The organism is Natronotalea proteinilytica (assembly GCF_055379935.1).
This window is the reverse complement of record NZ_AP043947.1, coordinates 1,997,110-2,010,115: the sequence shown is the minus strand read 5'-3', so window position 1 is coordinate 2,010,115 and position 13,006 is coordinate 1,997,110. Positions and strand designations below refer to the sequence as shown.

General features: G+C 56.4%; 9 protein-coding genes. 6 read left to right on the top strand and 3 right to left on the bottom strand.

Annotation, left to right across the window (positions count from 1 at the left end):
• Positions 1-340: 340 nt before the first annotated feature.
• Positions 341-1,444: a quinone-dependent dihydroorotate dehydrogenase gene (locus ACZ5AL_RS08085; RefSeq protein WP_464509862.1), complete on the bottom strand. Its 1,104-nt coding sequence runs from the start codon at positions 1,442-1,444 to the stop codon at positions 341-343.
• A 77-nt stretch (positions 1,445-1,521) separates the two neighbouring features.
• On the opposite strand from ACZ5AL_RS08085, the gene ACZ5AL_RS08080 reads away from it, so the two are divergent.
• Positions 1,522-2,385, top strand: a complete 864-nt coding sequence (locus ACZ5AL_RS08080; RefSeq protein WP_464509861.1) for a PhzF family phenazine biosynthesis protein — start codon at positions 1,522-1,524, stop codon at positions 2,383-2,385.
• Here ACZ5AL_RS08080 and ACZ5AL_RS08075 read toward each other — a convergent pair.
• Complete coding sequence (locus ACZ5AL_RS08075; RefSeq protein WP_464509860.1) at positions 2,342-5,752, bottom strand: peptidase S9; 3,411 nt, start codon at positions 5,750-5,752, stop codon at positions 2,342-2,344. The genes ACZ5AL_RS08080 and ACZ5AL_RS08075 overlap by 44 nt on opposite strands.
• 428 nt (positions 5,753-6,180) lie before the next feature.
• On the opposite strand from ACZ5AL_RS08075, the gene mrdA reads away from it, so the two are divergent.
• The 3 genes from mrdA (at position 6,181) to ACZ5AL_RS08060 (ending at position 9,838) form a co-directional block, all read left to right on the top strand.
• Positions 6,181-8,082 (top strand): penicillin-binding protein 2, encoded by a 1,902-nt coding sequence (mrdA, locus tag ACZ5AL_RS08070; RefSeq protein WP_464509859.1) that lies wholly within the window; start codon positions 6,181-6,183, stop codon positions 8,080-8,082.
• Positions 8,083-8,106: 24 nt separating this feature from the next.
• Positions 8,107-9,369: a rod shape-determining protein RodA gene (rodA, locus tag ACZ5AL_RS08065; protein WP_464509858.1), complete on the top strand. Its 1,263-nt coding sequence runs from the start codon at positions 8,107-8,109 to the stop codon at positions 9,367-9,369.
• Between the two features lie 154 nt (positions 9,370-9,523).
• Positions 9,524-9,838, top strand: coding sequence for a hypothetical protein (locus ACZ5AL_RS08060; protein WP_464509857.1), 315 nt, complete (start codon positions 9,524-9,526; stop codon positions 9,836-9,838).
• Between the two features lie 411 nt (positions 9,839-10,249).
• Here the strand turns inward: ACZ5AL_RS08060 and ACZ5AL_RS08055 are convergent, their stop codons facing one another.
• Complete coding sequence (locus ACZ5AL_RS08055) at positions 10,250-11,401, bottom strand: 6-bladed beta-propeller (protein ID WP_464509856.1); 1,152 nt, start codon at positions 11,399-11,401, stop codon at positions 10,250-10,252.
• A 158-nt stretch (positions 11,402-11,559) separates the two neighbouring features.
• Between ACZ5AL_RS08055 and mnmM the strand changes: the two genes are divergently transcribed.
• Positions 11,560-12,129 (top strand): tRNA 5-(aminomethyl)-2-thiouridylate-methyltransferase MnmM, encoded by a 570-nt coding sequence (mnmM, locus tag ACZ5AL_RS08050; RefSeq protein ID WP_464509855.1) that lies wholly within the window; start codon positions 11,560-11,562, stop codon positions 12,127-12,129.
• Between the two features lie 43 nt (positions 12,130-12,172).
• Positions 12,173-12,970 (top strand): NRDE family protein, encoded by a 798-nt coding sequence (locus ACZ5AL_RS08045; protein WP_464509854.1) that lies wholly within the window; start codon positions 12,173-12,175, stop codon positions 12,968-12,970.
• Positions 12,971-13,006 lie beyond the last annotated feature (36 nt).

The following is a 13,006-nucleotide window of genomic DNA, read 5'->3' as shown; positions in this document are numbered from 1 at the left end:
CGGGTGGGAAATCGCACGTACGAAGGCGTTGCCTTTCAGCTATCAACTGCTTACGTATCGAATCGGTTCTACACGTCTGCTCATCACACGATCAGACTTTACTCCAGCGCCGTGCCTTATTCATGACAACAGATACCGACAGGAACCGACGCAAATGCATGTCTTTTCGAACGGTGTGTGGCTTGAAACGTGTTGCGTACCACCATGAACGCATTATCATTGGGGGCTGACAACACAATAGTGTAAAAGTAGGACGCCACGTTTATGTTAGACCTACGTTACTATATGTTGAACTAACTTATGCTAAGCTCCTCTAATGTACCGGATGTATGGTACGTTGTCAATTTACACTTGTACCGATGGCATCAGAGATCGTATCGTACCCGTGTGTATCTAAAAGACGCACCAGTCCGCGCTTTATGCGCTTTATGAGGGCCGGGCCCTGGTACACAAGACCTGTGTACAATTGGACGAGAGACGCTCCGGCCTGAATTTTTGCAAAGGCTGTTTCCGCCGAGTTAACGCCCCCCACTCCAATGATAGGCACAGATCCGTCGATGGCTCGGTACAGATAACGCACCATCTGCGTGCTTCGCGTGGTAAGTGGTGCTCCGCTCAGCCCGCCTGTTCCGATGTCCTTGAGCCGCTCGCCTGAAGTGTGGGTAATCCCTTGGCGGTCGGGCGCTGTATTGCTGGTGATGTATCCATCAACACCGTGCGACTGCGCCACATCGATAAGCGTATCGAGGGCTGAATCGTACACCACGCGTTCAGTAAGAAGCGGACTCAGCTTGATGAGGATTGGGACATCGATTTTCAGCTTGCTCCGCAGGTCGAAAATATCTGTGAGCAGGCCATCGAGTGTGTCTGGGGTTTCAAAGGTTTTGCCAGATCGCGTGTTGGGACATGACACATTCAATGCAATGTACGCTGCATGCGGCGCCAGGTGGCGAAAGCTGATGCAGAAATCAGCGCGCGCCGCATCGCCCATAATGGAAGGGTCGTGGGTCTTTGCCAAATTGATGCCTACGGGCATCGTCACGTCCTCGTATTCGCCCAGCCGCTTTGCCACCGCAGGAGCTCCTTCATTGTTCAGCCCCATGCGATTAATAATTGCTTGATCGTCGGCAAGACGAAACATTCGCGGCTTCTCGTTCCCCGCGCACGGTTTAGCGCTTACTGAGCCTACCTCTACACAGCCAAACCCAATAGCTTGCCAAAACCGAAGTCGGGTACCGTTTTTATCGGCCCCAGCGGCAAGACCTATCGGGTTTTTCCAGGGGCGTCCCCATAGCGTTTGGTGCAGCCGGTCGTTCTCATATCCATACAGAAACGGCAGCACCGATGTATCCACCGATTCAAGAACCCGCGCAACACGGAATGCGCGGGCATGGGCAGCCTCAGGGTCCATGCGAAATAGCAACGGACGAATAAGTCGGTACATAACAGACAACTATTGGGGAGGGCGCAGGTACCACACTCCCTAATCTAACAGATGTTGACCTCGGTTCCCACCGTATTATGGCGATCCCCTTTTTCTTAATCGATGCTTTTACAGATACTCCCTTTGCAGGAAACCCGGCGGGCGTCTGCCTTCTAACGCATCCTGCTCCTGATTCGTGGATGCAACAGGTGGCTGCAGAAGTAGGGGCCTCGGAAACGGCATTTGTTATCGATCCCACTAGAGAACGGCCTACGCTTCGGTGGTTTACCCCAACCGATGAAGTCGATTTGTGTGGCCATGCCACGCTGGCAGCCGCCTTTGCATTGCAACATGCCAACCTTGCCCCACCCAACGCGATTACGTTTGCTACAGCAAGCGGGCCGCTTACGGCAACGTACATGGAAACGGGTATTGCGCTCGACTTTCCTGCAGATCCCGTTACGGAAGCTTCCCTCCCCGAGGGACTTCTCCATGCCTGTGGCATTGCGGCCATACCGGTATGGACGGGACGCTCCTCGCGCGATTGGTTGATACATCTGCCTACTGCACATGCCGTGCATGAAGCAACTCCCGACATGGAGGCGCTGGCCGCCTTTGATACGCGAGGGGTTATCCTTACCGCTCCTGCCGAGGCGCAGGATGCCCATGATATAGTATCCCGATTTTTTGCGCCTCGCGTGGGCGTTCCCGAAGACCCAGTAACCGGATCGGCACACTGCGCACTGGGGCCCTACTGGAGCCAGCAACTCAATCAGCAAACCGTAGTCGGCTACCAGACTTCGCCACGCGGCGGAACCGTTGTTGTTGCGATTCCGCCGCGAAACGATGACGGTTCATCGCGTGTCACGCTACGTGGCACCTGTAGACTGACGATTGAGGGAACGTTGGCTGCCCATCCTACCAGCCCGGACGCAGCACCACCCCAAAGTTCCAGTCGGTAGCACGTTGGAAGGTGCGCGCGTAAAACATCTCGAAGACAAGTGCACCCAGCAGATTCGTGCGGGTGGCTATACCTGTACTGAATACAGGGCGTGCGGGTGTGGTATTTAAGTTGCCGAGTTCATCGATACCGCCGCCTGGGCTACCGTCTATGTTTCGTTGCGCCGGTACGCTAGTTGAAAAGCTGAAGTTGCTCAAGTCCTCATTGGTCCAGGCAATGCCCGCATCCCCAAAAGCAACAACCTCGGTGGGCAGGTACGGAAAGTTAATGAGGCCGAGCTGCTCGGTGCCCAGGAAGGGCAGCCGGATTTCGGCGCTGGCGAGCCCCATACGTGTACCGATGAGACGATCAATGGAACAGCCTTCCAACTGCGGATTCACACGGCATCGGTCATCGCCAAAGATCGAACTGAACGCATACCCGCGCACAAAGCCCAGCTGATACGGATCGCCCAGCGTTTCGCGCACGAACGAGCCTTCAAGCCCTTCAGAGAGCGCACGTCCCGATGCCCCGTAGTTGCCTTGATGGAGCGCTCGAACGGCAAAGGTAACCGGCTCGGTGTAGAAATAACGTCGATAGTCAGCCAGAATGGATATGAAGTTTCGAGATCCAAACTGCGGGCGCACCTGGAACCGGTAGCGTCCACCATCCAGCGGCGACGTGAAGCCAAAGCTGGAGAAGTCGCCCACGTAGGCGAGTCCTACCTGGCCCAGATATATCGTGTTGGGCTCGGTGATGCCTAGCTGAGCCGGATCGACATTTTGAACCCCTCCAAAGGGACTGATCGCTTGGGCTTCAAAGCCAAACCCGTAGCGCGTACCTCCAGCCGTAAGCTCAAACCGGCGTGTTTGAGAGACTGGATACGTAAGTTGTGTAAACGCTTGGGTTTGGTAAATACGCTGCAGAATCTGTATAGCGGTGCCCGAACTTCGGTCAAAAAGTACTTGTCCAAAGAGCGATGGGACGTGCGATACGCCCCCACCATAGTTAATGCGTGAACTCTGGTCAAGATAAAACGCACCGCCTCCGATATCTCGAAAGGTGCCGTTGGCCTGCAGGAACACGTTCAGTGACTGATCGCCCAGCATATCGCTAAAGAAGAATCCTACGCCCCCCACCAGTTGCGAACCGAACTGGCCGCCGATCTGCGCGCCTACGGTTGGCGGCGCAATGGCGTCGAGTTGCAAGCGACGATTGTACCTTTGGTCGTCCACCGGTCCCGGATCGGGAAGCCCCGTAAGCGGGTCACTCAGATAGCTAGCAACCAATCCATCGCCAAAGGCAGCAGAGGGCGGCAGAATGCGTGCGGGGGCAGGCACCGAGGAGGTACCGGGCAGTTGAGCCGCTAACGCCGCATGCTCGTCCAAGGCGTCATCAACATCGGTGGTATCAGTCTCGGTGGTATCAGTCTCGGTGGTATCAGTCTCGGTGGTATCAGTCTCGGTGGTATCAGTCTCGGTGGTGTCGGTGGGCAACGCAGCCAGATCGTTCTCTATCAGCGGAATTCCTGTTTCCGGATCCGTAGGGGGGGCTTCTTCGGCATCAGCAAGGTCGTGTGCTTCTGGATCGGGCAAGATCCCGTTATCCGTCAACGCAGTTCCTCCCAAACGTTCGCCCGTGAGCGCCTCGCCATCAAGCCCAACAATGGAGTATCCCCCGTTGGCAAACACCGAGAACAGCATCCGTCCGCTTTGCTGCGCCACCGACATTGCCGGAGACGTCGCTGTTATGCCGCTCACTCCGGTCTTGATGTCAGTAAGTCGATACACCGCCTCTTCTTCAAACGAATAGCGATACACGTCCTTGAAGCCGTCTTGGTCGGATACGAAGTAGAGGCTGTTTCCATCGGGAGCATACTGCGGATTGTAATGCATGCCGCGTGCAAAGGGCCGGAGCGATTGAATTTCCCGGCTGTCTACATCGATGAAGCCAATGCGATATTCCCCCCATTCGAGAGTTTCAAAGTTGGTGCCGTCTTCCCCACGATCGGTGGTGAACGCAAGGGTCGATCCGTCCGGCGACCACGTCGGATGCATGTACGCAAACCGATCGTTGGTCAACTGACGCACATTGCGTTCGGAAATGTCGAGCGTATACAGATTACTGACTCCGCCCTCAATGCCGTTGAACGCAATTTTATCGCCGCTTGGCGACCAATCTAGGTTTTGAATGGCACCAACCTCGCGAACCGCTGTGCGCCGGCTAATGCTGCCAGACTCCACATCCAGAATGTTAATTTCATTTCGACCTTGTGTAAAGGTGACAAACGCGAATTGACGTCCGTCTGGCGACCAGGCGCCCGCCGAGTTGATGAAGCGCAGCGCATCAAAGTGGGGGTTCGACCGTGTGCTACGCAACTCCTGAACCACCTCACCTGTCCGCGAATCGGCCACGAACAGGTTGGTGCTAAACAGGTTACGACGAGAGATGTAGGCTACGTATCGACCATCTGGACTGACAGAAGGCGATACGTTGAACTGATTATCTTCTCCAGCGCGTCCAAGAACAGGCTCTCCCACATCCTCAGGAGCGGTGCGATCCTCCATGAGCGGCATGTAGGCGTCTTTGACAGCCTCTGCCCACTCGGTCGAAAGCGAATCGGTGGTTGTGCCCAACGCATAGACAAACGCCGACTCCACGCCCACACGTCCGCTTAGCTTAAACAGATTCGTAACGGCTGCATCGCCGTACTTGCCGCCGATGTAAGCCATGTAGGCTTGCCCAAAGCGGTAGGGAAAATACGACGCCATGTCGCGCGTCATCTGATTGACGGTAGGCAGATCATCACGTAGAGCTGCATCGCGCAACCACATCGCCGTATGAGGATCTTCACGTCCGATAGACAAATACTCGGCCATCCCCTCTACAAGCCACAGCGGAAGACGCTGCAAGGCAAAGCCCTGCGTGTCTCCCCGAAGTGCAATGTCAAACTGGAACGAGTGCACCAGTTCGTGTCCCAGCACGTGGTCGGTTTCCTGGTACGAGCCGGTCATGGGCATTACAACCCGTTCTTTGAGCGACTCAGTCACCCCTCCTGTGCCTTGACCGATGCCTCCTTGAATGACATTTGTCTGCTGAAAGTCGGTATCGTTGGCGTAGAAGATGAGCGGCTTCCGGTCGTCAAACTCACGCAAGAACGAGCGTGAGTGGCGACGGTACCAGCGCTCCGCCATACGTGAGGCATCAACAGCCGCCTCCCGCTTTTCAGGATAAAAGAAGATGTCAAAGTTGTCTGTGCTGAACGTCCGGAAATTAAAGGTATCGTATTGCACCTTATTGCGCCCAAAATACTGAGCGGCAACCGGCTCGATGCCAATGAACAGCGCTAAAAAGATGACAATGCCTAACGTGCGTGGAGAGCGCAACATAAACAGCTACCCGTTGCCAGAAATACGAATGGAAAGGCGACCACATTCTCATACGGCGCTGGACAGGGCTTGATTCTTCCTTCACGATTTTCCGTAAAGCCGTGCCCTGTGTATTGCAACAATTTTGCGCATTGCACAAGAAGTTGCGCGGTTTGCCGGTTCCCTCATCTGCTTGCCTTCTATTGAGAAGTAGCATACAACCGTCCACCGTTACGTGTACCCCGTCCTCGCTCGAAACAGAACCAAGGCGAAGCATCTACGTGAATGCGTAAGGAGCGCTTTTCTGTACGGTTCTGCGCTAGCCCAACAAGTCCCCGCTCTTCGTCGTAGAACGCTACTACCTGCAACCACAAGGGAACTGTACTTCTGACAGTTGTTCCAATAGAACACCGCCTGCCTCCCTCTCCGTTCAAGCATCCTCTCTCTGGATGGAATCGCACCGCCTACGCGTTCGGCTGTTTGCTGCTGCTGTCATTGTTGCCTTGCTCGTGCTTGGCGGACGGCTTGTACATCTGCAGGTGCTAGACCGTGAAGCATACTGGAGCGAGTCGCAAAGTAATGCCGTGCGAGAGCGTCCCGTGCTTCCTGCTCGTGGTGCCCTATACGATCGAACAGGCGAGTTGCTCGTGGACAACGCACCCAGCTACAGCCTGATGGTAACCCCCCGGTACTTCGACTCGGATACCACCCCTGAGCTGGCCTCGCTGCTAGGACGCACGGACTCGGTTGTCACTGCACGCGTTGAGGCCGCTCGCAACTGGTCGTCTGTGCGCCCAAGTCGCATCTTCACGAGTCTTGACTTCGAAACGTACAGCCGTATCCAGGAGAATCTGTATCGATTTCCGGGCCTTTCCTTCGATGTGGATGCCACACGACGATACCACACCGACATGCGAGCCACGCATGCGCTGGGGTACATCCGCGAGATTGATCGCACCCGCCTTGCTCAACTTCGGGCCGACGGCTACCGACCGGGCGATCGCATTGGGGTGTCTGGCATAGAAGCGGCGTTTGAATCCGAGCTGCGCGGCGAGTACGGAAGTGAATTTGTCGTGGTGGATGTGCGCGGGCTGGAGGTGCAACCGTACCGCGATGGCCAAGATAACCATCCGCCCACAAGTGGATACAACTTGCATCTTACACTGGACCATGAAGTGCAGGCGCTGGCTGAATCGCTCTTTGTAAATAAGCGAGGCGCAGCGGTGGCGCTCGACCCCAACTCAGGCGAAATAATCGCTTTTGTGAGCCAGCCTGACTACGACTTGGAGCTGTTTACGCAATCCATTTCGGGAGCCGACTGGGACAGCCTGCGCACAGCGCCCGAAGATCCGTTATATAACCGTGCTACCATGAGTGGATTTCCACCAGGATCTACCTGGAAGCCGTTCATGTCGATCGTTGGGCTAGAGGAGGGCCTGATTCAGCCGGGACAACTGTTGAACTGCCCCGGAGGCTATCGGGTTGGCAACCGCACATTTCGCAACCATCAAAGCCGCAACTACGGGCGCATCTCGCTGGAAAAGGCGCTAGAGGTCTCGTGCAACACGTTGTACTACGACCTGATGATGCAGCTCGATGTAAACACATGGGCCGACTGGGCCAACCGATTTGGCTTTGGCCAACAGGCTCCTTTCGACATCGGCAATCAACTACCCGGTCTTATTCCCGATTCGTCGTACTTCGATCGAACCTATGGACGCTGGACGGCAGGCTATACGGTGAACTTAGGCATTGGCCAGGGCGACATGAGTACCACTCCGCTTCAACTCGCCCGCTATACAGCAGCCTTAGCCAACGGCGGCACACTGCCTTCGCCTCATTTTGTCCGCTATGCCGAACACCCTGAAACTGGCGAACGCATTCAGCCCGAACAGCCTACCGACACCGCACTCGATGTTGACCCCGACCACATGGCGCCCGTCCGCGAAGGCATGCGCCGCGTCATGACCGACGGGACCGGCCAATGGGTGCGCCTCCCGGATATTGAGAGTGCTGGCAAAACAGGGACCTCTCAAAACCCACACGGCGAAAATCATTCGCTGTTTATCATGTTCGCCCCGTATGAGGATCCCGAAATCGCGATTGCGGTAGCTGTTGAGAATGCCGGATACGGCGGAACCGCTGCCGCTCCCATCGCTAGCCTCATGGCTGAACAGTATCTGACAGGCTCCATTGCCGATACCTGGCAGCGCGAAAACTGGATCAACCGGCTCCTCAATGAAGTGGAGAGCGAACCCCTTGACTCACCAGGCGCTCCCGACATGATGCCCGAAGGCGCTCCTGAAGGCGCTCCTGAAGGCGCTCCTGCCACACCCGTTTCCAATCCATAGCTTTTTTGGCACTCCCCTCTTCCTATGCAGGCCTGGTATCGCAACATCGATTGGCTCACGTTACTGGCGTGGCTTGCCCTCATTGGGTTCGGCCTGGTTGCCATCTACAGCAGCACGCATGGACCGGGCGCCCAGCATCTGGGGGAATCCATGCAGCAAAACTTCTATCGACAGGTGGTGTGGACATTCGTCGCGATGGGGACGCTGGGCGTGCTGCTGCTCTTTTCCCCGCGTACGCTGATGCAAACAGCATATCCACTGTACGGACTTACGCTGGTGCTGCTTGTGGCTACTATCTTTTTAGGGCGCGAAGTGGGGGGCGGTACCCGCTGGCTGGCACTCGGCCCCATTCGGCTGCAAGCCTCTGAACTGGCTAAAGTCGGTACTGTGCTCGCCGTTGCCCGCCTGCTTTCAGACCGGCGCGCGGTCTCGGCTCAGCATATCGGATATGCCCTGCGGGGCGCGCTGCTCGTAGCGGTACCGGCTGTGCTTGTGCTCCTACAAAACGACACAGGCACAGCGCTTGTGTTCATCGGCCTTATCCCTATTGTACTGTTCTGGGGCGGCCTTCCCATCTCAATCATCCTGCTCATGCTTGCCCCCGCTTTTGGGCTCTACCTGGGGCTCATTAGCATATGGTGGGCGCTGGGGTTCTCGCTCCTCTTTACGCTGGGGATATGGATTGGCACCCGGCAACGGATGCTTACCGGAGTAGCCGGAGCCCTCACGGCGGGCGCAAGTGCACTGGCTTCGTTTGCCATCGTCCACATCCTGCGCCCTCACCAGGTGGCTCGCATCATCTCGTTCACTAATCCCGAAGCCGAAGAGTTTAGACAAGGCGTAGGCTTTCACCTAGTGCAGTCCAAAGCTGCGATTGGATCTGGGGGAATCTGGGGGGCTGGATTCATGGAGGGCACCCAAACACAGGGGGCCTACATCCCCGAACAGTCTACGGACTTCGTGTTCAGCGTAATTGCGGAGGAGTTTGGATTCGTAGGGGCAAGCCTCGTCCTGATAGTCATGGGGTTTTTCTTGCTGCGCCTCATCAAGTTGGGGGCGGACGCCAAACACCCATTTGGAAGCTTAGTGGCCGCCGGAGCCGTAGGCGTATACCTGATACATACCGTTATCAATCTGGGTATGGTCATGGGCATGATGCCCGTCGTAGGGTTGCCGCTTCCCTTCCTTTCATATGGCGGATCGGCTCTGGTGTCATATACGCTGCTCATGGCTATCGTTGTAAGCATTCACATGCGGCGTGATGCCCTTTCTATCTACGGATATTGACTACGGATATTGAGGGGCATCCTTAACCCCGATCCTTTACCTCGGGTCACTTTCCGCAACGGTTCACGTAGGGCACCCCACGACAAAGAAACGTGGCCCCGTCCTCCTCGTAAATACACACGAAACCACACACTAACCGGCCTGCGGTTTGTCTATGTCTACGTCTTCTTCAGCCCCCAACGACACCACCAATACGCAAGCCAATACACCCTGGTGGCGCTCCCCACGACGCCTTATAGTCTTTGGCCTTCTGGCTGTGTTCTTTGCGTTTGTTGTGTACGAAATGATCGATCCGTTTCCGGACAAACCCTACATTGTGGTACCTCATGGAGACCACGTGCATTACGTGCCTAAAGACCGCGATCCGGATGCCCGGATGACCGACTTTCCCACCGTACGACCTGAAGACAACGAGCGCATCATGCCCGACGGACGGGTTGTTGAGGTGGAGCCAGGTTCGTGGGAGTAATCCCGATTACTGACCTGTCATACCCGCAACCTTAGCGTGGAGCATGAGCGGTCAACGCTTATGTTATCCCGGCCAAGGCGCCGCAGCGCCGGGATCTACCCTGACAACGTAGCCGACTCATTGACACCAGACAACCCAAGCTTTGACTTGTGGCAGAGTACCACTGCCCCGTCATACCTGAATGTTACAACCCGAAATTGTCATCGCGAGGAGGGAACTTGCGACCGACGTGGCGCTGTGAGCGCAGCGAACGAGTACTCTTGGGGTACGATCTCATGCCGTTGATTCGGCAGCTGCATCCAGCGTGACAGCATGATATTGCGTTGCTCCGCTCGCAATGACAAGGAGTTGGGTTTTCCTCGGTACGTTCAGGCGTTTGAGCGCTACCCAATCATTGATCTGTACCAGATCCTACTCCGTCTCATCAATCGCGTAGCGCTGCACCTGCGGAAACGGAGTCTGGCTGATGGTATACAGGTTTCCATCGGGACCTACGAGTTGAGGTCTACCAATCTCAGGCGTTCGCTCTTCAGGAAAGAGCAGGCGCCCTTCGAATGCTCCGTCAGCGGTAAACACATCCAACGCACTGGCAAACTCGGCCTCGTCTGCTTCTCCCTCTGCAGAACGACGGGCATGCGCGTCGGCATCCTCAACATTGGTGGGCCAGCTGGAGCCAATCAAAAATCGTCCGGATGGCAATACAATGGGGTTCTGGAATCCACCATATACCCGCATCGAAAACCCCTCCCCCACTTCATGAATACCGAACCCCAACAAATCATCATCTTTGTCTGGGCGGGTGATGCGCCGGTCGTGCACGCCATCCAGCGTGTAGCGGCTGATCTGGTACTGGTCTAAATGCCCGACCCACAAGTGTCCATCATGCACAGTAATCCCGACCCCAAAACCGGCCCGATTGGGCAGGTCCAACGTTTTGTTTATCGCAAACGAACGGGCAATCTCGTGCGTATCAGGATCAAGAAAATGGATCTGCTGCGGCGTGTCGCCCCTCGCCGCCTGCGATAAAAGAAGATGCCCCTCGGCAAATCCAGCTACACCGCCACGCACCTCAAGCTCGCCAAGAGAAATGGTTTCGTGGTAGGTGCCCTCGGTATCCCACACATCAATCTGCTGGTTCATTTGATTCGAGACGTACAGCCGATCGGTGCCATCGAACACCATACCGTACGGATACTGAAATTCGCCTGGCCCTTCCCCTTCTGATCCGGCACTCCACTTCAGGGAGCCATCGGAGTGGAATGCCACCAGACGATGGTTGTCCGCATCGAGGATGTATACGACGCCCTCTTCATCTACCGCAATATCACGGATGCCGGCCAGCATTTTATCCTCGGGTTCGTCAGCCGCCCCGAATGTCTGTTCGTGCGTGAACTGAACCGATGCCTCTTCAGACGTTTCCCACGTGTGCGTGCCTCTATTTTCGATGGTAATAAGCCCATCGTCTTCTTGCACAATAGTGTCAACGGAGCCGTCTCCCTCTGCACATCCAGCTATACCGAAGGCAAGCACCGCCCCGATAATCCCCCAGAGAAATAAACGCATTGTGATTCGACGCTGCTTAGAATAAGAAGTTAGCTAGCGCTAGAAAATATAGCAGCGACATCAGAATAGATCAACTGGTAACGTGCGCTGGAACTTTGCCGGATTCGATGCGAACGGAAAAGCGTACTTGCTTTACTACAACTACCGCACCCAAACGCATGGGACTCCCTCCGCTTACTGCAGTTGCTCATCAGTGGCTTCGTCCGCATCTGGCGCCGGGACAGTGTGTGGTAGATGCCACAGCTGGCAATGGCCACGATACGGTCTTTTTGGCTGAGCAGGTGGCGCCTGATGGCCGAGTTGTCGCGTTTGACGTGCAATCGCAGGCGTGTGAGGCTACGGCGCAACGCTGTGAATCGGCTGGGCTTTTGGATTGTGTGACGATCCACCAAACTGGGCACGAAACCATGGCTGCTTACGTAGAGGCTCCCATACATGCGGCCATGTTTAACTTGGGCTATCTGCCGGGCCACGACACCACACGCATCACGCAACCGGATACAACCTGTGCAGCCCTGCAGGCGGCATGCGACCTGATGACAGATGGTGGTGTCATTACGCTGCTGGCATACCGCGGCCACCCCGGTGGGCAGGCGGAAGCGCAAGCCGTATCCAACTGGATTGATGCCCGTACCAACACGCTCCGGGTAATGCAATGCCATCTGTACAGCGCCGGAGACGACGCCCCATTGCTCTGGGGACTGCAGGTGCCGCCTACGCACACATAACACACCACGCCTCTACTTTCGTACTCCTGATTCCCGTCCGTTCATGTGCCTCATCATCCTGGGCCTGGAGGTCCACCCCGACTATCCATTGATTCTGGCTAGTAACCGCGACGAGTTTTACGCCCGCCCTACGCGTCCGGCACAGTGGTGGCCCGAAGCGCCGCATATCTGTGCCGGTCGTGACCTGAAGGCTGGCGGGACGTGGTGCGGGCTCACGTGCGATGGCCGATGGGCAGCCCTTACGAACGTGCGCGACTTTACGCAACCGGTTTCCGATGGTCCCACCCGAGGCGCGGTCGTCGCCGACTATCTGCGTGATGCACAATCTCCTGAGAGCTATCTGCCCACACTGCGACGTCTAGAGCGCCGTGCACCGTTCAACCTGCTCTTTGGACGCGGAAGCACGGCTTACTACACGGCTCACCCCGATGGCGCCCCACAGGCCGTCGAGCCGGGGTGGCATGGGCTAAGCAACGCACACCTCGATACTCCCTGGTTCAAAGTGAACCGTGGCAAGCAACGCATCATAGAAGCAACCAGTGGCACCGTTCAGCCCGAGCGCCTGCTTGATGCCTTGTACGACACCACGCCCGCCCCCGACGATCTTTTGCCCGAGACCGGCCTCCCCCTCAACCGAGAACGACAGGTGTCCTCTATGTTTATTACGGGGGAGGCGTACGGCACCCGCGCCTCCACGGTCATGCTGCAGCACCGCAGCGGACGCTTTACATTCGCCGAGCGGCTGTACGTGTATGGGCGTGAGGCCACCACGCGCACGTTTCACTGCGACCCAGCAACAACCCCGTCAGAGACGCCTGAGCCTGCTCTGGAACGTTTATAAGGGAAATATCCTCTGATAGGACCCACCTATCTCTCC